This window comes from Pseudomonas sp. FP597 (genome assembly GCF_030687435.1).
Classification (GTDB): Bacteria; Pseudomonadota; Gammaproteobacteria; order Pseudomonadales; family Pseudomonadaceae; genus Aquipseudomonas; species Aquipseudomonas lactucae.
Window position 1 is genome coordinate 1453787 of sequence record NZ_CP117432.1, and the last position, 20399, is coordinate 1474185.

Here is a 20399-nt window from a genome sequence, read left to right on the forward strand (position 1 = left end):
GTGCAGGTGGTAATTCAGGTGACTGCACATGAATGATTTACAGATCGACGACATCAAGACCGACGAAAATGCCGCCATGGTGTTGCTGGTCGACGACCAGGCGATGATCGGCGAAGCCGTACGACGTGGCCTGGCCCATGAAGACAATATCGACTTCCACTTCTGCGCCGACCCGCACCAGGCGATTGCCCAGGCGATCCGCATCAAGCCCACCGTGATCCTGCAAGACCTGGTGATGCCCGGCCTGGACGGTCTGACCCTGGTGCGCGAATACCGCAACCACCCGGCCACGGCGAATATCCCGATCATTGTGCTTTCGACCAAGGAAGACCCGCTGATCAAGAGCGCGGCGTTTTCGGCCGGGGCCAATGATTACCTGGTCAAACTGCCGGACAACATCGAGCTGGTGGCGCGCATCCGCTACCACTCGCGCTCCTATATGACCCTGCTGCAGCGCGATGCCGCCTACCGTGCGTTGCGGGTCAGCCAGCAACAACTGCTGGACACCAATCTGGTGCTGCAACGGTTGATGAACTCCGATGGCCTCACCGGGCTGTCGAACCGCCGCCACTTCGACGAATACCTGGAGCTGGAATGGCGCCGCGCCCTGCGCGATCAGACCCAGCTGTCGCTGCTGATGATCGATGTGGACTTCTTCAAGACCTACAACGACAGCTTCGGCCATGTCGAAGGCGACGAAGCGTTGCGCAAAGTCGCCGACACCATCCGTGAAGCCAGCAGCCGTCCGTCGGACTTGCCGGCGCGCTACGGCGGTGAAGAGTTTGCGCTGGTGCTGCCCAACACCTCGCCAGGCGGCGCGCGGCTGGTGGCCGAGAAGTTGCGCATGGCCGTGGCCGCGCTGAAGATCCCGCATACCGCTCCGACCGAGGGGGCCAGCCTGACCATCAGCATCGGCCTGTCGACCATGACCCCGGTGCAGGGCAGCGATTGCCGCAAATTGATCGTGGCGGCGGACAAGGGGTTGTATACGGCCAAGCACAATGGGCGCAACCAGGTGGTGATCGAATAACCCGCGGCCGCCGCCAATTCAACCTGTGGGAGGGGGCTTGCTGTGGTGAGCAGGCTTGTCCTGCGCCGGGCTGCGCAGCAGCCCCCTTGGATTGAAGGTGAACCCGTCGGGGGACAAGCCCCACTCACCACAACACGCCCCCTCCCACATTTGATCTCCACTGTGCTGATGGTCGTGGACAAACCCTGCCTTTTCGCCAAGCGGGCTGCCGTTTCGGGTCGTTTGCCGTTATACTCGCCGGCTTTCAAAAGTTCGCCAACGAGTGCTGCCCGCCATGGAAATCAACCCGATCCTTAACACCATCAAGGACCTGTCCGAGCGCTCCGAAACTATTCGGGGGTATCTTTGACTACGATCAAAAGCATGAGCGTCTGACCGAAGTCAATCGCGAGCTTGAAGATCCGAGTGTCTGGAACAAACCTGAATATGCCCAGGAACTGGGCCGCGAGCGCGCTGCGCTGGCGCAGATCGTCGACACCCTCGACGAACTGAACACCGGTCTGGCCGATTGCCGTGACCTGCTGGACATGGCCGTCGAAGAAGACGACGAAGGCGCAGTGGGCGATGTCGTCGCCGAGCTGGCCCGTCTCGAAGAGAACCTCGCCAAGCTCGAATTCCGCCGCATGTTCAGCCACGAGATGGACCCGAACAACGCCTACCTGGACATCCAGGCCGGTTCCGGCGGCACCGAAGCCCAGGACTGGGCCAACATCCTGCTGCGCATGTACCTGCGCTGGGCCGACAAACGCGGTTTCGACGCGACCATCATGGAGCTGTCGGCCGGTGAAGTCGCCGGCATCAAGGGCGCGACCGTGCACATCAAAGGTGAATACGCCTTTGGCTGGCTGCGTACCGAGATCGGCGTGCACCGCCTGGTGCGCAAGAGCCCGTTCGACTCCGGCAACCGTCGCCACACCTCGTTCTCGGCCGTGTTCGTTTCGCCAGAGATCGACGACAAAGTCGAAATCGAGATCAACCCCGCCGACCTGCGCATCGATACCTACCGTTCCTCCGGTGCCGGTGGTCAGCACGTTAACACCACCGACTCGGCCGTACGTATCACCCACGTACCGACCAACACCGTGGTCAGTTGCCAGAACGAACGTTCCCAGCACGCGAACAAGGACACCGCCATGAAAATGCTGCGGGCCAAGTTGTACGAGCAGGAAATGCAGAAGCGCAATGCGGCTTCCCAGGCACTGGAAGACACCAAGTCGGATATCGGCTGGGGTCACCAGATCCGTTCTTATGTGCTCGACGCGTCGCGGATCAAGGATCTGCGCACTAACATCGAACGCAGTGACTGCGACAAGGTGCTCGACGGCGATATCGACGAATACCTGGAAGCCAGCTTGAAATCAGGGCTGTAAACCGTCAGCCAAGACCCTAAGTCCCCCGCACCAGTGGGGGCAACGAACCTGTGATGGAATTTCAAAAGACATGAGCGACCAACAACTCGATACGCAAGCCCTGCAACAGGAAGAAAACTCCCTGATCGCCCTGCGCAAGGAAAAGCTTGCTGCCGAGCGCGCCAAGGGTAACGCCTTCCCCAACGACTTCCGCCGCGACAACTACTGCGATGCCCTGCAGAAGCAATATGCGGACAAGACCAAGGAAGAGCTGGCAGAGGCTGCGATCCCGGTCAAGGTGGCAGGTCGCATCATGCTCAACCGTGGCTCGTTCATGGTGATCCAGGACATGACCGGGCGTATCCAGGTCTACGTCAACCGTAAAACCCTGTCCGAAGAAACCCTGGCCTCGGTGAAAACCTGGGACATGGGCGACATCATCGCCGCCGAAGGCACCCTGGCCCGTTCGGGCAAGGGCGACCTGTATGTCGAGATGACCAGCGTGCGCCTGCTGACCAAGTCGCTGCGCCCGCTGCCGGACAAGCACCACGGCCTGACCGACACCGAGCAGCGCTACCGCCAGCGCTATGTTGACCTGATCGTCAACGAAGACGTGCGCCAGACCTTCCGCGTGCGTTCGCAAGTCATCGCTCACATCCGCAGCTTCCTGATGCAGCGCGACTTCCTGGAAGTGGAAACCCCGATGCTGCAGACCATCCCCGGTGGTGCCGCAGCCAAGCCGTTCGAAACCCACCACAACGCGCTGGACATGGAAATGTTCCTGCGTATCGCGCCGGAGCTGTACCTCAAGCGCCTGGTGGTTGGCGGCTTCGAGAAAGTGTTCGAGATCAACCGCAACTTCCGCAACGAAGGCGTCTCGACCCGTCACAACCCTGAATTCACCATGTTGGAGTTCTACCAGGCCTACGCCGACTACGAAGACAACATGGACCTCACCGAAGAACTGTTCCGCGAACTGGCGCAGCTTGTTCTCGGGACTACCGACGTGCCGTACGGCGACAAGGTGTTCCACTTCGGCGAGCCGTTCGTGCGCCTGTCGGTGTTCGACTCGATCCTCAAGTACAACCCTGAGCTGACGGCCGATGACCTGAACGACATCGACAAGGCCCGCGCCATCGCCAAGAAAGCCGGCGCCAAGGTGCTGGGCTTCGAAGGCCTGGGCAAGCTGCAGGTGATGATTTTCGAAGAGCTGGTGGAGCACAAGCTGGAACAGCCGCACTTCATTACCCAGTACCCGTTCGAAGTGTCGCCGCTGGCCCGTCGTAACGACGAGAATCCAAACGTCACCGACCGTTTCGAGCTGTTCATCGGCGGCCGTGAAATCGCCAACGCGTATTCCGAGCTTAACGACGCCGAAGATCAGGCCGAGCGCTTCATGGCCCAGGTGGCCGACAAGGACGCCGGCGACGACGAAGCCATGCACTACGACGCCGACTTCGTTCGGGCCCTGGAATACGGCATGCCGCCAACCGCCGGTGAAGGTATCGGCATCGACCGCCTGGTGATGCTGTTGACCAACTCGCCGTCGATCCGCGATGTGATCTTGTTCCCGCACATGCGGCCACAAGCGTAACCGTAGCGAACTCCGAAGCCGCCTTTTATAAGGCGGCTTTTTTATGTGGCGTTTATAAGCGTCAAGCAAACGACGCCAGGTTTTTTACTCTTCAAGGATGTGTTTGGTGAACCGCGTAACCGCACAAGAAGGCGCCGCCGGCATCGCTGCTGCCGTGGCTGAAAGCGTCCAGTACCAGGGCCGCAAGGCCAGCCGTCGGGGCAGCGAACAACGCCGACAGGATATTCTCGATGCGGCCATGCGCATCGTGGTGCGCGATGGTGTGCGTGCCGTGCGCCATCGGGCGGTGGCAGCGGAGGCGGGGGTGCCGTTGTCGGCCACCACCTATTACTTCAAGGATATCGACGACCTGCTCACCGACACCTTTGCCCAGTACGTGGAACGCAGCGCTGCCTTCATGGGCAAGCTGTGGGTACGCAACGAAGGCTTGTTGCGCGAGATGGTCGCCTATGGCGATGGCAGCCCGGCGTCGCGCTCGCAACTGGCCGATGACATCGCACGGCTGACCGCCGACTACGTGCTGCGCCAACTGACCAACCGTCGCGACTACCTGATGGCCGAACTGGCCTTCCGCCAGGAAGCGCTGCTGAACCCGCGCCTGGCCGAGCTGGTGCGTTCCCACCAGCAGATCCTGTTGCAGGGCACCGGGCAGTTTTTCCAGGTATTGGGCTCCCGCGAGCCGCAACAGGATGCCAAAGTGTTGACGGCGATTATCAGTCGGATGGAATATCAGGGCCTGCTGGGCGGCGCAGAGCCTCTGACCGGTGAAGAGATGCTTGAGATTCTCAAGCGCTACATGCATTTGGTGTTGGCCTCGGTCTAGCCCTGTGCTCAATCTGCTTTCTGTGGGGTTATTACATGAAAGCCTGGCGTGTCGTCGCAATCGTCGTGTCGTTGCTGCTGCTCAGCGGATGCCTGGTGACGTTCAAGGACCCGCTGCCGGCCCACGAGGCTGCGCCTAACGAGCTACTGGGCAAGTGGGCCAGCAAGAATGCCTGGGGCGAGCCCCTCAACCTGCAGATTTCCCGAGCGGGCGACGGACGTTACAAGGCCGTGAGCTACCCTACGGCCAAGCCCGGCCAGCGTGATGAGTACCTGTTCAACGTGTCGCGCCATGGCGATCGCTGGTACCTGTCGGCGCCGTTACCGGAAAGGTTCGGCGGGCATTTCATCCTGGCGGGCTTCGAACTCGACGAAAAGCACGAACTGGTGGTCTACAACCTGGATCTGGAACAGATCCAGCAGGCCATCGGTCAACAGGTATTGCATGGCAGCGCCATAGACACCGTAGAAGGCGCCGGCGTGCGGGTGGACAGCCCCATGGACCAGGTGTTTGCCTACCTGGATAACCCGGCCAATGCCGATGTGTTCGTTGAAGCCGTGCGCTACCGGCGCGTGGGCCAATAACGTTTAAAGAAGGAAGCATCAGGTGGACGATTACCAGCAGACGATACGCACTTTGTCTGATCGCATTGTGCTGGCGCAGACACCGATTCGCGTCCTCGACGCCGTGAAGTGGGACGACAACATTCGTCAGGGCTTCCTCAAGGCCAAGGGCAAGGTCATGCCCGCGGTGGACCGCGATTACTACCTCAACCGGCCGCTGTCGTTCGACTCCAGCGCAGTGAAGCTGGAGTTTCAGAACATCGAGCGTGACATCACGCGGCGCCTCGGCCAGTTCAGCCCGGTGGGGCAGATCATGCGCCGCATGTGCAAGGAGTACCGCATGGTGGTGCGCATGCTCGAAGCGCGCGGCACCGAGGACTTCGGCCTGATTTCCCAGGAGCTGTACGGCGCCGCCTCCGACGCGTTCCACGCCGGCGATCCGACCCTGGCCGACCTTGGCCTGATGCTCTCCGATTACCTGAACAATATCGACGGCCGTGGCGACCTCAAGGATGAAGCCAAGACCCTCACCGCCAAGGACGCCGTCGCGCTGCTGCAAACCCGCCTGAACAAAGTGTTTGGCGAGGCTGAAGAAACCATCCGCGTATTCGAGTCCGACGGTATCGTCGCCGACGCCGCGGCGGGTGCCGACTACATCAAGATCCGCGCCGATGCGATGTTCAACGACCGCGATGTGCGTGCCCTCGAAGTGCACGAAGGCCTGGTGCATGTGGGCACCACGCTCAACGGCCAGAACCAGCCGATCTGCACGTTCCTGTCCAAAGGGCCGCCGTCGTCCACCGTGACCCAGGAAGGCCTGGCGATCCTGATGGAGATCATCACCTTCGCCTCCTACCCGAGTCGCCTGCGTAAACTGACCAACCGCACCCGCGCCATCCATATGGTGGAAGAGGGCGCCGACTTCCTGCAGGTGTTCGAGTTCTTCCGCGAACAAGGTTTTGAAATGGCCGAAAGCTACGGCAACGCCAGTCGCGTGTTCCGGGGTTCGGTGCCCAATGGCCTGCCGTTTACCAAGGATCTGTCCTACCTCAAGGGCTTTATCATGGTCTACAACTACATCCAGCTGGCCGTGCGCAAAGGCAAGCTGGAGCAAGTGCCGCTGCTGTTCTGCGGCAAGACCACCCTGGAAGACATGCGCACCCTGCGCCAACTGGTCGACGAAGGCCTGGTGGTGCCGCCCAAGTACCTGCCCGAGCAATTTCGCGATATGAACGCGCTGGCGGCCTGGATGTGTTTCTCCAACTTCCTCAACCACCTGAGCCTGGACCGGATCGAGGCGGATTACTCCAACATCCTCTGACGAAACCGGATCAAAATGTGGGAAGGGCAAGTCGAATCGTCGCACCGTCCCTCCCACATTGGATCTTCACAAGTCGGCACATTTCATCTCAATCACGAGGCTTCAACGGATGAGAATCCTCGGCATTCTTTGCCTGCTTCTAACCTTGAACGGCTGCAGCTCCTTGCTGTTCTACCCCGAGCCCGGCCTGCCGTTCACACCGGAAAAAGCCCACCTGGCTTACCGCGACGTCACCCTCACCACCGCAGACGGCGTGAAGTTGCACGCCTGGTGGCTGCCGGCCAAACCGGGCGTGCCGCTCAAGGGCACGGTGCTGCACCTGCATGGCAATGGCGGCAACCTGGCCTGGCACCTGGGTGGCAGTTGGTGGTTGCCTGAGCAGGGCTATCAAGTGTTGTTGCTGGACTATCGCGGTTATGGCCTGTCCGAGGGCAAGCCGTCATTGCCGGCGATTTACCAGGACATTGACGCCGCCTTCGGTTGGATCGACAGGGCCCCCGAAACCCAGGGCCAACCGTTGGTCGTCCTCGGTCAGAGCCTGGGCGGAGCGTTGGCGGTGCATTACCTGGCAGCGCATCCCGAACGCCAGGCAAGGCTCAAGGCCCTGGTGCTGGATGGCGTGCCCGCCAGTTATCGTGACGTAGGACAATTCGCGTTGAGCACTTCCTGGCTAACATGGCCGTTTCAGGTGCCGTTGTCCTGGCTGGTACCGGACACCGACAGCGCAATCAACGTCATGCCCCGGCTGACCGGCGTGCCGAAACTGTTGTTCCACAGCCTGGATGACCCCATCGTGCCCCTGGCCAATGGCATTCGCCTGTACCAGGCCGCGCCACCGCCCAGAGTGTTGCAGCTGACCCGGGGTGGCCACGTGCAGACCTTTGCCGACAAGACCTGGCAAACCGTGATGCTGCGCTATCTGGATGACCCGCAACACTTCAACGGCTTGCGCCGCCTGGGCGAAATTGCGAACTACCCCATTCCTAACCTTGATTCATCAGAGAGCCCGCAATGAGCGAAGAACGCAACATGATCCCGCTGATCCTCACCGGCATCGGCACCATCATCGGCACCGTCGGTTGCTTGTGGTACTACGGCTACCTGCACTTCGCCAAACCGGAAGATGCGTTGTTGCTCAGTGACTTCACCATGCTCAAGACCGTGCCCGGCGAGGACTACAAAATCTCCCTGACGCCGGCCGCCCAAGTGGCGCAATGCGTCGATGGCGTGCTGGTGATGTTCGATACCGAGCAAAAAGGCCTGAGCGGTGTGCTGGTGAACAACAAGAAGCAGGCCGTGCGCTGCATGGGGCAGGAAACTCCGCAGTTGCAGCAGTGACGCCTGACCGCACCTGAAATATTTGGAACCGTATTGCGTAAGACGTCACTCAATGGCGTGTCAGCGTGGCTGATGGATAACTTACGAAGGGGAATCACGGTGAATATAAGTGCGATAGGCAGGATGCTGGACATGGCGCGTGCGCAGCAGGTCCTGGATGAGTGTCGTGAATGCGACGACGACAGGTTGGACAATGAGTTGGAAGCGTTGACGCGGCGTGCCAAGCCCGACTTTGTGGGCAACGACGACAGTCAGCGACCGATCCAATACTGAATAAAACAAACCCACTGTCTCCGGTGGGTTTTTTATATTCCCTGGATAATCATTGCTGGTTGCTCTACTTGTATTACCAGGCGAGACAGGCGAGGAACTGATTGTTGTCGGCGACCACAGCAGTATTGATCAGGAGATCAAGCTGAGTTCGTGGGAATTTACGTCTGGAGTTGAGTGATGAGATTAGATTCGTTGATTGGCGGCGCTTTCATGAACACGCTGAGGGCTGCATCCACTGTGTGGAACACTGTCACGGGAAACTGCATGGGGTGGCCATATTCGGGAAGCGGTCATTCACGCAGTTACAGTGACTCCCCTGCGGTGTGGCGCCAAGGGGGTGCCAATGCTCAGCCCTCAAGGCACATGACCCTGCGCTACATGGGACCGCCGCCTGGCCAGGGTCCTTTGGCCTCAACCAGGCCCCAGAGAGTCAATCACATCAACTATGTATTTAATATTAATTATGTGAGCGTAGGGGATGTGAAGGCGTCTCAAGTGGGGGTGCATGTCAATAGCGGCCACCACAGTATGAATAATGGTAACTTCGGCAATTATGGAAATAACGGTAACAGTGGGCAACATAATCACTATGCCAACCTCGGCGATAACGGCCACCACCAGCGCCTGTTGAGCGCTGGCTTGACTGACAACCATCGCCAGGGCCGCGTTTAAGCGGATCACTGGAGGTGGGGATGCGCCATCCGACCGTTGAAGTTTTATCTTACTTTTTAATAAGCGCCGCAGGGGAACGTATGACGCCTGTTCCTACACTTATTACATGCGATAGGAACGCGAGTTGCAGATAACGGCTTCGTCTATCGTGTACGGTTAAACTCATCAAGTTCTCTGGAGTAAGGAAGATGTCAAGATGACTCAGTTATTAGTGCCGCGATACGATCACTACGCTTTTTTCCAGCCTGGTTCAGCGGCTGACCATCAGCGGTCGACAGAGGGGACTCAACGGGCATATTCACCGCCAATTGAGCGTGGCAACGTGCATCAGGGCAACCATGGGAATTACGGCAACAATGGAAATGTCGGCAGTTATAGCCGCTACGAAAATAGCGGGCAGAACGGTAATGACGTGAAGGCAATGGTCGGGTGGGGCACGGGCGGTGCGGGAGGCTTGGGGAATTACGGCAATTACGGGAATAATGGCAACAGTGGCGGTTTCAGCACGTATGTCAACTCGGGCCACAACGGTAACAGCATCAGCGCTTATATTCGTTTCTGATACTCGTATTGGATTTTAATAAAAAAGCCCCGTCTATAAAGACGGAGCTTTTTTTAACCACACAAACCGCTGATTCAGTTAGCGACGGAAGACCGTGGCTTGACCGGTTGGTTGTCGTTGGAAATAGTCACTTCAACACGGCGGTTCATAGCGCGGCCCGACACGCTGCCGTTATCGGCAACCGGGTATTCCTTGCCGTAACCCTGGGTCACGATGCGCGAGATATCCACGCCTTGCTGGGCCAGTGCACGTTGTACGGAGGCCGCACGACGCTCGGACAGGCTCTGGTTGTACGAATCGGAACCGGTGCTGTCGGTGTAGCCTTCGACAATCACTTTACGGTCCGGGTTGTCGCGCAGGAACTGCGCCAGTTTGGTGATGTTCACCAGACCAGTGGATTTCAGGTCGGACTTGTTGGTGGCAAACAGCACGTCGCCAAAGGTCACCAGCGTACCGCGATCGGTTTGCTTGGCGTTCAGGCTGTCCTGCAATTGCTTGATTTGCGCATCACGGGCGTCCAGCAGGGCGCGGGCACGTTCGTCGCCGGCGTTCTTCAACTTGGCTTCGGACTCGCGCAGCGCGATGGTGTCTTTGGCCACTTCAACACGCTGGTTGGTCAGGTAGGCCAGTTGGTCGACCTTCTTCTGGTCTTCCTTGTCGCGGTAGGCCTTGTCAGCCTTGTCCAGCCAGTCTTGTGCGTCCTTGGTTTCAAGGGCCGCTACCTTGGTGGCGTTCGGGTTGGCCTGCAGGGCCGAGAAATTGGTCCGTGCATTTTCCAGGTTCGCGTTCGGCGGGGTGGAGCACGCGGCCAGAGCAACGCTCATTGCCAGCAGGGCAGGGATCATCAATTGTTTACGCATAATCGTGTCGTCCTTTCAATTCGATATCGGGTGCGGTGCGGTTACGGCAAGCGGCTTATTTCTGCTGGATAGCAGCCGGGCGCATGCCTTCCTTACGCAACTCGTCGACAGCCTTCTGGGAATCCTTCACCGCCTGATCAGCCTTGGCGGCCTGGGCCTTACGCTCTGCAACGCGAGCGTCCCACTCGGCTTGTTCGGCCAGGCGGCGGGCTTCTTCATAGTTCTTGTCGTGCATAGCGATTTCAGCTTGCTTGAGCTTGTCCTGGGCCGACTTCATTTCTACGGCCGCATACTCGGTGCCGCCGGCGCTGACTGCGCTGTTCACCGCAGACTGCGTTACTGCGTACTGCTCGGTCGGAGGGTTGCCGGCGCAGCCCGCCAGAACGAAGCTGGTGCCGATTGCCAGCGCGGCCAATTTAAGCCCGCGCAGGTGGTTAAACGAGGATTTGGCAGTGCTGGTCTTCATCGTCTTCAACTCCATTGGATAACTCCTGAAAAACTTCAAAATCCATCTCGTTTGGCGAACGGCTTCGGGCCTGGCGGTAATGCTCGAAGTACCCTTTCAAACGGCCGTTCCAAGTGATGGCTTACTGGCTGTGACCGGCGGCTTTTTTGAATAGTTCAGCGAGGATGGCGATTTGCCTAAAAAAATAGCTGACTGATCGGTCAGTGTAAAAAAATGGAACTTTTGCCCCGCGCAGGAGTACGCCGAGCCTCGGTAGAGGCCCGGAATACCAGGGGTTTAACGGGTTTGGTGAATCTCGGTCAGTGCTTGGGTTCGTCGGAACCGGCTGATAAATCATGCAGATAGCGGCGCGATAAGGTCAGGAAGCGGGGCGTAGGGCCGACGTCTTCGGATATAGGTCGATTTTGCAAAATGCGAATTATCGACCACATCAATTCGATAGATAAAAGCTATCTTTAAAAAAATTTAAAATTGATTTTGTAATTGATTTAGCTTGATTGATGTGTTTTGTCTATGATTGGCAGGCCGTTTTGCTGTTATCATGCCGTTAATTTATTTTCAAGTGTGGATTCAGATGCGGCCTCTATTTCGATGGGCGGGTAGTAAGAAGAAACTACTGCCACAGATAAAAAAATATCTACCGCATACATATTCACGATATTTTGAACCGTTCTGTGGCTCCGCATGTTTATTTTTTGACACGCTTCCTCAGAAAGCTGTTTTGTCAGATATGAACTCTGAGTTGATTCATACTTACTTAATGGTTAAGACATCTCCTTCGAAAGTTTTTGAGTTTTTAAGTGGACTTGAAGTCAGCCAAGATGAGTACAAAAGAATAAGGGCCCTTGAAGAAAAAAATTTAGAGGATTATCAGCGTGCTGGTCGGTTTATATATTTAAATAAGCTTTGCTTTAATGGAGTTTATAGGACTAACCTTCAAGGAAGATTTAATGTGCCTATGGGTGTAAAGACTGGGTCAATTCCTAATTTGTCGGATCTTGAGGCATATTCCGAGTGTCTAAGAGACGTTGATTTTTTTGCTGAAGATTTTGAAACTGTGGTTGGTCGGGCTAGTGCAGATGATTTTATTTATTTAGATCCTCCGTATTCGAAACCTGATAGTCGAAAAAGAGGGGAGTATGGCCCTAACTCGTTTGATTACGGGGATATAGACCGATTAGTGGCAGTTCTTACCTGTGCAAGTGAAAGGGGCGTTCCTTTTGTATTGTCCTATTGCGAGAGCGATACTCTCCTGAGTGCAATTCCATCTGAGTGGTCGGTAGAACATCTGTCCGTTAGGCGACATGTAGCAGGTTTTCACCAGCATAGAAAAATGGTTGGGGAACTGCTAATTTCAAATCGTCAAACTATGGCGGGGGAGCTATGAGCCAACTCCGCTCAATGAAAGTCGCAGTTATCAGTGATTTGCACATCGGTGATATGGCGAAGGGTAAAGATTTTTCACCCGACAGAACTGAAAACGCTTCAGTTGAAAATTATCTTCAAGAGTTTCATGATTTTGTTCTGAAGGAAAATATCGGAGCAGATTATCTGTTGGTTTCTGGTGATATAAGCAATCGAGCCAAAGAGCAAGAGTTTGCTCTGGCCTCTGAACTTATCGAAAAAATAGCTCGATCCTTAACGGTTAGTAGGGAAAAAATACTCTTCTGCCCGGGTAATCACGATATAAATTGGGCCGCTCTCCAGTCTGGGGGGGAAGACTTCGATCATTTGGTAAGGGCGAAGTATCTAAACTTTCTAAAAGGTGGTCTTTTGTTTTCCGATAATCAAGGGAGTGGTGTCGGCCGCTTTGATGTGTCTCCTTATGTTGTTGTATGGTCTTTTGATGACATAAATATTTTTGCATTGAATAGTGCTGTTTACGATGGGCCAGATGAAAATCCACACCGTGGAGAAATTAAAAGTGAGCAGATAGTCGCCATTGATGAATTGCTTTCTAAGTATGTCGATCGATCTAAGATTAATATTTTTGTTCTCCATCATCATCCGAAGCAATATCAGGATAAAACGTTTAGAGCAGCTGACAAGAGTTGCATGATCAATGCTGATGGTTTACTGCACTTGCTCTCAAAACACGAAGTTGACTTCGTGGTTCATGGGCATAAACATGTTCCTCGATTTGACCTTGAGATAAACTCTGAAGGACACCCTATATGGATATTATGTGCTGGAAGCTTTAGCTCTAGATTGGATGATAGATATTTTGGAGGTGTAGGTAATTTTTTTCACCTCGTAGATTTTCGAGATAGGTGTGGCGACAATGGGTGGGCAAGAGGATATGTAAAGTCTTGGGCACACTTGCTTGCTCATAATTGGATTGAAAGTGGCACTATTGATTTTGATAGTCACAATCAATTTGGAGCATATGAAAGCCCTAAGAAATTGAATAAAATTTTGGAAGATATTTTAGGTGAGGTTTTCGAAAACGCTCACATGGCAAGATGGTCAGATCTTGTTGAAAAAAATGAGTCTCTTCAATACTACCCCAATGTGCTTTTGAATAACCAGCTAGAAAAGGCAGCTAAGAAGGTTGGTGTTTTGATGGTGTATCAAGGTGAGCAGAAAGCTCTTGATAAACTGATTTTGGTTAAGGATAAAGTTCGATGAAAATTTCCAGCCAAAGGGCTCAGAATCCGTTTGAGAACGATAATGCTAGAAATAGTACTCCGGAAGATCTGCCTTATCAGTTTGTTTGGACTGAGGATTTCGCACGCCTAATTTCACCGAAAAACCATATTTTAATTGGTGCAAGAGGCTCTGGTAAAACAGCTATCGTTAAGATGCTATCTCATGAGTATCTTTCTAAGTTGAATCATGATTCAGCTCAAGAGCTAATTAATAGCAAAAGCTTTATAGGTACGTACGTGCCGATGAGGTTGTCTTGGGTTGGGGGATTGAAGAGCAAACCGTGGTTGAGTGATGAGGGGCGAGAAAAGCATTTCCAGTGGCGTTTAAATGTAGCCTGCTGCTCTGCGTTCCTTTCAACGGTCGAAAGTTGCTTGAGTACTTATTTTGAGGAGGAATTTGAACGCATCATAGGTGAGCGGGATATTTCGCTTGAAATATCGCAAGCATGGTTTTCTAACTCTGATTCAAATTCGATACGGAAAATTAGAGATAGTCTGGCTGATGTTGAGTATAGGAAACTGCTCGACGAAGAGAAGCTCAGGGTCAACGAGGGTAAAGAGGGAAGTAAGATCGGGGTTGAGTTTGACGTTGGGTTGTTTCAGCCACTGATGCGTTCAATAGCGATACTCAAGAAATTTATAGAATTTCCGCGATCTGCAATATGGGCTCTTTGTCTGGATGAGGCAGAATACTTAAGTATGGAGTATCAGCGTATTCTCAATTCTCACATGAGAACGTACGCTGATGGTTTGGTTTTTAAAATCACAACGATGCCTTATAAGCACTACACGCTAGATACAAATACTGAAGTGCCTCTTGTTAGGGATGATGACTTTAAGTATATATATCTTGACAATGTTCAGCTGCCTAAAAAGGGGGAGGCTGAGTATGAGGCTTTGAAAAAATTCTGTACTGACCTATTTGAGCGGCGTTTGAGAGGCAGTCGCTGGGATCAAGAAGGCGTTAGTTTAGAAGTGCTACTTGGCAGTTCGTATGTGCTTTCGGATAAAAGCATCGACAGGTCGGAGTTGTTAGGCCTTATCGAAAAGTATGGGAATGAGTCTACTGTCGAACGAGCTCGGTCACTATTTTCTAACTCAAAATTCGATGATGAAATAGGTAGAAAGCTAAAAGGGGCTTTATTACTTCGGGAAGCGGTATCTAAGTTAAAAGGGAATGCTAGTTCGCAAATTTATGCTGGCGTTGAAATGGTCATTCGATGCTCGGATGGCAATCCGCGAAGATTTATTAGTATTCTTAATTCGCTTTATTTGGCGAGTTCTGATGATGAAGGGTTTAAGCAAGTTCCCTATTCAATTCAAGATCGGCTTTTACGTCATTTTTCCAATAATGAATATCGGAGAATTATAAGTGAGCCGGGTCAGGGTGATGGCATACATAAAGCACTATCCATAATTGGTAAGTACTTTAAGGATTGTTTACATCATCGTCCACTATCCACTGACTTGGTCTTGTCATTCAAATATAATGTCGATGATCCGGAAATTTGGTCTGTGGTTAGTGAAGCTGTGGGTTTAGGCTTAATTAGGCCGCTGGTAGAAAAAACTCAGCTTGATGAATTGCCTGTTAAAAGCGGTACCTTTAGGCTCTCCTATATGCTTAGTCCTCACTTTTTACTGTTGCCGAGACGGGGTAAATCCGTTTCATTAAGTTCAATATTAAATGGTGATTCCTCGAGTGGTTTGTCTACCCAACAGATGGAGCTGATCTGATGTCTCAATTGTATGTTGAAGATATTTCTTTCGGTGATGTTTGTGCCAGTGCGTACGATGTGTCAGTTTTTTGCTGCGGCTATGAGGAACGTTGCACATATCTATCATCCGTCTTAGATAGGCCCCTGATGGGGGATATGCTTGTTTTTGATTTTTCTGATGAAAAATTAGATGTAAGAGGCGTTCGAGGGAAGAATGAAAATTTTTTTAAAAAGGTTTCGGGTGGGTTGATTGAAGTTTCCTATGGGCAAGCTCATGTGGTTGTCGAAAGTCTGAGGCTGGCAATTGAACGTTTGGTTTTTGTAGGAACAGAATCGGCAAGGGTTTTAGTTGATTACTCCTCAATGCCAAAGTTGTGGACGGCGGAAATCCTAAATTTCTTTAAAAATTACAGTGCCGAAATAGACTTGGTTTTTGATTTTATTTATTCTGTTGGTGAGCATGTTTATAGTGATCGTCCTAGGCAGCTAAGAGAGCCTATAGTGTTGCCGGGGTGTGAAGCTGTAGCTACTTATAATAAAAAAACAGTTGCAATATTTGGTCTTGGATTTGATTCGGGTGCTCCTATATGTATCCACCAAATGATAGAGCCAGATGTGACGTTCGCCTTAGTTGCTCGTCCCGGAGCTTTGGAAGATTACGCTAAACGCACTTCATCAATAAATTCAGATTTTATTGAGCAGTCTGTAAAAAGCGTAATATATTCGCCACTTGCTAGTGTTAAACAAACTTACGATAGTATGCGAGAGGTTTTTTTTCCTTACAAGAACTCTGCTACAACAGTGCTCGTGCCGTTTGGTCCAAAGCCGCATGCTCTTGCGGCGATACTTGCTGCGATGAACTATCAGGGTGTAACTTGTTTGCATGCTAGCACCGGCCCAATACTACAGTCGATTACCGCTACTACGGATTTGGTAATGAGTCGAATATTTAGAGTGGTGTGAGGTTTTTGCTTTGCTAGTGTCTGGCACAATATGCTTCGATACTTTTTTGGCAATGAGTGCAGGGTGATGCCCTGCATTTTTTTTCGTTTAAAAATTTTAATAATTTTAAAAGCTGTGAGGCTGAAAGTTTCCGAGAATTTTTGAGAAGTGAAGGCTGCTAGGGCACAATCTTCAATAAATCCTTCGTATGTAGTAGATTGATTAGATCCCTATTTTTAAACTAAAAGAAATTTGAATAATATCTGTTCAGCTTCGATGTAGGCGGGTGTTTTACCTGCGTCTGCATAGACCTCGTCACCATCCTCAACCCGGATTACGTCCTTTCCCTTCACGTATGGTCTGTTCTGCTTGCTTAATCTTCGTGTGGATCAACCTGCATAGCCTCTTGCGAGGCTTAATTCAGGAATACAGACCCTACTCCCGTAGAGTCTTTGAAATTGCTTGTTCAGCTTCGACGTAGGCGGGTGTCTTGCCTGCGTCGGCAAAAATCTCTTCACCTTCCTCTATTCGGATCACTTCAGATCCTTTGACGTAGGGCATGGCTGTTTCTGCTTCTTTTATAGCAGTGTGAATCAGCCCCTCGGTGATGACGCTTTCATCTAGTCCGTAGGCTTCTGCAAACGCCTTAATTTTCACTAGGTCTTGTTTGCGTATGGTCAGAGTGATTTCAGCAAGCTCCGAGGCTTCGTGAGCCCTGTTTTCCCAATTACTGAGCATCGTTTTGAAGGCGTCCATAGAGCTTCTCCGGCTTGGCTACATGTGTTCGTGGAGCTGTGACCTTCTTTGCAGTTCACGGTTCGTTGAAATGGCCGAAGCCCCATGTACTACGCAGCTTTCAGCAGATTTACAGCTTTTCCTATTGTGTGCTCGCTTTCTTCGTAGAGTGGATCACCCTCTTCATCGGTGGCGATGACCTGCTGACCCTTGATGTACGGAAAGCTGGCTTCCAGCTCTTCGAGGGCGGCGCCGATCAGCTCGCCGAGCAACTCTTCGGGATGGCGCTTGGGGTACATTTCGGCGATGGCCGCCAGCCGCGCGGCGGCCTCAACATTCAGGTGGATCGCATATTTGGTTTCTGTCAGGCGACCCTTGGCGTTCTCTTCCCAATGCTGGGCCAGTTCTCGGATTTTCATGGCAACCTCAATAAAGCCCGCGCTGGCGGACGGTGATGAGTGACCGGTCGCCACACTGACAAGCGTGACGGCTCACAGTTGAGACTAGCTGCAAGTCGCAAGGTTTAAAGTCTTGTCATAAAACCAAGCTGGCGGCACTCTGGCAAACCTGCGCGTCCCGGATTTCTGGCTGGAGATTGGCTGATGAGTGATATCGATGCACGCTTGCGTGAGGATGTTCACCTGCTGGGTGAACTGCTGGGCACTACCATTCGAGAGCAGTACGGCGATGACTTTCTCGACAAGATCGAGCAGATCCGCAAAGGCGCCAAGGCGGATCGCCGCGGAGCCGTTTCCGAGAAAGCCGCCGGTGATGAACTGAGCGCCAGCCTCAACCAGTTGCAGGAAGACGAGCTGCTGCCCGTGGCCAGGGCCTTCAACCAGTTCCTCAACCTGGCCAATATCGCTGAGCAGTACCAGTTGATTCATCGGCGCGACGAGTCGCAACCGGCGCCGTTCGAATCCCGCGTATTGCCGGAGTTGCTGACCCGCCTGCAAAGCGAAGGCCACAGCAACGAATCCCTGGCCCGCCAGTTGGGGCGCCTGGAGATCGAACTGGTGCTCACCGCCCACCCCACCGAAGTGGCGCGCCGTACCTTGATCCAGAAATACGATGCGATTGCCGCGCAACTGGCGCTGCAGGACCACCGCGACCTCACCGCGGCTGAACGCGAACAGATCCGTCAGCGCCTGCAACGACTGATCGCCGAAGCCTGGCACACCGAAGAAATCCGCCGTACCCGGCCCACCCCGGTGGATGAAGCCAAGTGGGGCTTTGCGGTCATCGAGCATTCGCTGTGGCACGCCATCCCCAGTTATCTGCGCAAGGCTGACCAGGCCTTGCATGCCGCCACCGGCCTGCGCCTGCCGCTTGAGGCGGCGCCGATTCGTTTTGCTTCCTGGATGGGCGGTGATCGCGACGGCAACCCGAATGTCACCGCGCCGGTCACCCGCGAAGTGCTGCTGCTGGCGCGCTGGATGGCCGCCGATTTGTACTTGCGCGATATCGACCACCTGGCCTCCGAGCTGTCGATGCAAAAGGCCAGCCCGGCGTTGCAGGCCAAGGTCGGTGACAGCGTCGAGCCCTACCGCAGCCTGCTCAAGCAGCTTCGCGAACGCCTGCGCGCCACGCGCCAGTGGGCCCATGCCGCGTTGGGCAGCAACACGCCGGCACCGGCCGAGGTGCTGCAGAACAACCGCGACCTGTTGGAGCCGCTGGAGCTGTGTTACCAGTCGCTGCATGAGTGCGGCATGGGCGTGATCGCCGATGGCCCGTTGCTCGACTGCCTGCGCCGGGCCGTGACCTTTGGCTTGTTCCTGGTGCGCCTGGATGTTCGGCAGGACGCCAGCCGCCATTGCGCGGCCATGACCGAAATTACCGATTACCTGGGCCTGGGTCGCTATGAGGACTGGGACGAAGATGCGCGTATCAGCTTCCTGATGAAGGAGCTGGCCAACCGTCGACCGCTGCTGCCGGGTTATTTCAAGCCCTCGGCGGATACCGCTGAAGTGTTGAATACCTGCAAGGAAATCGCTGCCGCACCGGCGGCTTCGTTGGGTTCGTACGTCATCTCCATGGCCGGCGCCGCGTCCGATGTGCTGGCCGTGCAACTGCTGCTTAAAGAGTCGGGCGTGCAACGGCCGATGCGCGTCGTGCCGTTGTTCGAAACCCTGGCCGACCTGGATAACGCCGGCCCTGTGATCGAGCAGCTGTTGTTGCTGCCAGGTTACCGCGCGCGGTTGCAGGGCCCGCAGGAAGTGATGATCGGCTACTCCGACTCGGCCAAGGACGCCGGCACCACCGCCGCCGCCTGGGCGCAATATCGGGCGCAGGAGCGGTTGGTGGATATCTGCCGCGAGCAACAGGTGGAACTGCTGTTGTTCCATGGTCGCGGCGGCACCGTCGGGCGTGGCGGCGGCCCGGCTCACGCGGCAATCCTGTCGCAGCCGCCGGGTTCGGTGGCGGGGCGGTTCCGCACCACTGAGCAAGGCGAGATGATCCGCTTCAAGTTCGGCCTGCCGGACATCGCCGAACAGAACCTCAATCTGTACCTGGCGGCGGTGCTGGAGGCGACATTATTGCCGCCGCCACCACCGGAGCCGGCGTGGCGACATTTGATGGACGAATTGGCGGCGGATGGTGTCAGTGCCTACCGCGCCGTCGTGCGGGAAAATCCGCAATTCGTCGAGTATTTCCGCCAGTCCACACCGGAGCGGGAACTCGGCCGTTTGCCATTGGGCAGCCGCCCGGCCAAGCGTCGTGCCGGCGGTATAGAAAGCCTGCGGGCCATTCCGTGGATCTTCGGCTGGACCCAGACGCGCCTGATGCTGCCGGCGTGGCTCGGCTGGGAAGCCGCGTTGAGCAAGGCCCTGGCGCGCGGCGAAGGCCAATTGCTGGGGCAGATGCGCGAGCAGTGGCCATTTTTCCGTACCCGCATCGATATGCTGGAAATGGTGTTGGCCAAGGCCGATGCCGATATCGCGCGTTTATACGATGAGCGCCTGGTGCAGTCCGACCTGTTGCCATTGGGTGCGCACTTGCGCGACCTATTGTCGCAGGCCTGTGGCGTGGTGCTCGGCCTGACCGGCCAGTCGCAACTGCTGGCCCATAGCCCCGACACCCTGGAGTTCATCCGCCTGCGCAACACCTACCTCGACCCGTTGCACTTGTTGCAGGCCGAGTTGTTGGCACGTTCGCGTCAACAGGAAGCGGCACAGGACAGCCCTCTGGAACAGGCGCTGCTGGTCTGCGTGGCCGGTATTGCCGCCGGTTTGCGCAACACCGGCTGAGGTTTTTTGCGTGTTCTCAACGGCTTGCGGCTAAACCGCGACGGCCGCCCCGAAACGGGCGGTCGTTGTTTGAACGGTTGGGTTGCACGCAGGCGCACCCTACCTATGGCGCATACGCAGCACGGGTTCCTGCGACTTTTGGCGGCTTGTGTGGTTAAGGCCTGCTGTGTATCTTGATCAGCCTTTGGCCGTTTGTGCGGCCCGAATCCTATTTTTACGAGCCGTATTTCTACGAGATTTGCCCCCATGTGGCGAATCCG

At 54.7% G+C, this 20399-nt stretch carries 19 protein-coding genes and 1 pseudogene; 15 read left to right on the forward strand and 5 right to left on the reverse strand.

Going from position 1 to position 20399, the window contains the following annotated elements; genetic code table 11:
* Window positions 1–28: 28 nt before the first annotated feature.
* From PSH66_RS06650 to PSH66_RS06695, 10 genes are all read left to right on the forward strand, one after another.
* Complete coding sequence (locus PSH66_RS06650; RefSeq protein WP_305428603.1) at window positions 29–1030, forward strand: diguanylate cyclase; 1002 nt, start codon at window positions 29–31, stop codon at window positions 1028–1030.
* A 274-nt stretch (window positions 1031–1304) separates the two neighbouring features.
* Window positions 1305–2400, forward strand: a protein-coding gene (gene prfB, locus PSH66_RS06655) for a peptide chain release factor 2 (protein WP_100226016.1) whose coding sequence is annotated in 2 segments (ribosomal slippage) — window positions 1305–1376 and window positions 1378–2400 — 1095 coding nt in all. Because the reading frame shifts where the segments join, the coding sequence is not laid out codon by codon here.
* A 70-nt stretch (window positions 2401–2470) separates the two neighbouring features.
* Entirely contained in the window at window positions 2471–3973 is a 1503-nt protein-coding gene (gene lysS / locus PSH66_RS06660; RefSeq protein WP_003172211.1) for a lysine--tRNA ligase, read from the forward strand.
* 106 nt (window positions 3974–4079) lie between these two features.
* Complete coding sequence (locus PSH66_RS06665; protein ID WP_003172213.1) at window positions 4080–4796, forward strand: TetR/AcrR family transcriptional regulator; 717 nt, start codon at window positions 4080–4082, stop codon at window positions 4794–4796.
* A gap of 35 nt (window positions 4797–4831) precedes the next feature.
* The gene (locus tag PSH66_RS06670; RefSeq protein WP_003172214.1) at window positions 4832–5380 is read left to right on the forward strand and encodes a hypothetical protein; all 549 of its coding nucleotides are present in this window, start codon (window positions 4832–4834) and stop codon (window positions 5378–5380) included.
* Between the two features lie 22 nt (window positions 5381–5402).
* The gene (locus PSH66_RS06675; protein WP_003172215.1) at window positions 5403–6680 is read left to right on the forward strand and encodes a flavohemoglobin expression-modulating QEGLA motif protein; all 1278 of its coding nucleotides are present in this window, start codon (window positions 5403–5405) and stop codon (window positions 6678–6680) included.
* Between the two features lie 109 nt (window positions 6681–6789).
* Window positions 6790–7695 (forward strand): alpha/beta hydrolase, encoded by a 906-nt coding sequence (locus PSH66_RS06680; protein WP_305428604.1) that lies wholly within the window; start codon window positions 6790–6792, stop codon window positions 7693–7695.
* Window positions 7692–8018, forward strand: a complete 327-nt coding sequence (locus PSH66_RS06685; RefSeq protein WP_003172217.1) for a hypothetical protein — start codon at window positions 7692–7694, stop codon at window positions 8016–8018. The genes PSH66_RS06680 and PSH66_RS06685 overlap by 4 nt, the downstream gene beginning before the upstream one ends.
* Window positions 8019–8150: 132 nt before the next feature.
* Window positions 8151–8291, forward strand: coding sequence for a hypothetical protein (locus tag PSH66_RS06690; RefSeq protein WP_003172218.1), 141 nt, complete (start codon window positions 8151–8153; stop codon window positions 8289–8291).
* 868 nt (window positions 8292–9159) lie between these two features.
* Complete coding sequence (locus PSH66_RS06695; RefSeq protein WP_141064284.1) at window positions 9160–9525, forward strand: hypothetical protein; 366 nt, start codon at window positions 9160–9162, stop codon at window positions 9523–9525.
* Between the two features lie 74 nt (window positions 9526–9599).
* Here PSH66_RS06695 and PSH66_RS06700 read toward each other — a convergent pair whose 3' ends face one another.
* The 3 genes and pseudogenes from PSH66_RS06700 to PSH66_RS06710 form a co-directional block, all read right to left on the reverse strand.
* The gene (locus PSH66_RS06700) at window positions 9600–10385 is read right to left on the reverse strand and encodes an OmpA family protein (protein WP_003172220.1); all 786 of its coding nucleotides are present in this window, start codon (window positions 10383–10385) and stop codon (window positions 9600–9602) included.
* A gap of 55 nt (window positions 10386–10440) precedes the next feature.
* A complete protein-coding gene (locus PSH66_RS06705) occupies window positions 10441–10866 on the reverse strand; it encodes a DUF4398 domain-containing protein (RefSeq protein WP_042944289.1) in 426 nt (141 codons plus the stop codon).
* 284 nt (window positions 10867–11150) lie between these two features.
* A pseudogene (locus tag PSH66_RS06710) lies at window positions 11151–11249 on the reverse strand (pilin assembly protein); the annotation flags it as partial.
* 176 nt (window positions 11250–11425) lie between these two features.
* Here PSH66_RS06710 and PSH66_RS06715 point away from each other — a divergent pair.
* From PSH66_RS06715 to PSH66_RS06730, 4 genes are read left to right on the forward strand one after another with little or no spacing between them, the layout of a single operon-like run.
* Window positions 11426–12238: a Dam family site-specific DNA-(adenine-N6)-methyltransferase gene (locus tag PSH66_RS06715; protein ID WP_305429581.1), complete on the forward strand. Its 813-nt coding sequence runs from the start codon at window positions 11426–11428 to the stop codon at window positions 12236–12238.
* The gene (locus PSH66_RS06720; RefSeq protein ID WP_305428605.1) at window positions 12235–13479 is read left to right on the forward strand and encodes a metallophosphoesterase; all 1245 of its coding nucleotides are present in this window, start codon (window positions 12235–12237) and stop codon (window positions 13477–13479) included. Before PSH66_RS06715 ends, PSH66_RS06720 begins: the two co-directional genes overlap by 4 nt.
* A complete protein-coding gene (locus PSH66_RS06725) occupies window positions 13476–15233 on the forward strand; it encodes a hypothetical protein (protein ID WP_305428606.1) in 1758 nt (585 codons plus the stop codon). The genes PSH66_RS06720 and PSH66_RS06725 overlap by 4 nt, the downstream gene beginning before the upstream one ends.
* Entirely contained in the window at window positions 15233–16177 is a 945-nt protein-coding gene (locus PSH66_RS06730; protein WP_305428607.1) for a hypothetical protein, read from the forward strand. The genes PSH66_RS06725 and PSH66_RS06730 overlap by 1 nt, the downstream gene beginning before the upstream one ends.
* Window positions 16178–16591: 414 nt before the next feature.
* Here the strand turns inward: PSH66_RS06730 and PSH66_RS06735 are convergent, their stop codons facing one another.
* Window positions 16592–16912 (reverse strand): hypothetical protein, encoded by a 321-nt coding sequence (locus PSH66_RS06735; RefSeq protein ID WP_305428608.1) that lies wholly within the window; start codon window positions 16910–16912, stop codon window positions 16592–16594.
* An 89-nt stretch (window positions 16913–17001) separates the two neighbouring features.
* The gene (locus tag PSH66_RS06740) at window positions 17002–17310 is read right to left on the reverse strand and encodes a hypothetical protein (RefSeq protein WP_370694826.1); all 309 of its coding nucleotides are present in this window, start codon (window positions 17308–17310) and stop codon (window positions 17002–17004) included.
* A 183-nt stretch (window positions 17311–17493) separates the two neighbouring features.
* Between PSH66_RS06740 and ppc the strand changes: the two genes are divergently transcribed.
* Complete coding sequence (gene ppc / locus PSH66_RS06745; RefSeq protein WP_003172223.1) at window positions 17494–20139, forward strand: phosphoenolpyruvate carboxylase; 2646 nt, start codon at window positions 17494–17496, stop codon at window positions 20137–20139.
* Window positions 20140–20399 lie beyond the last annotated feature (260 nt).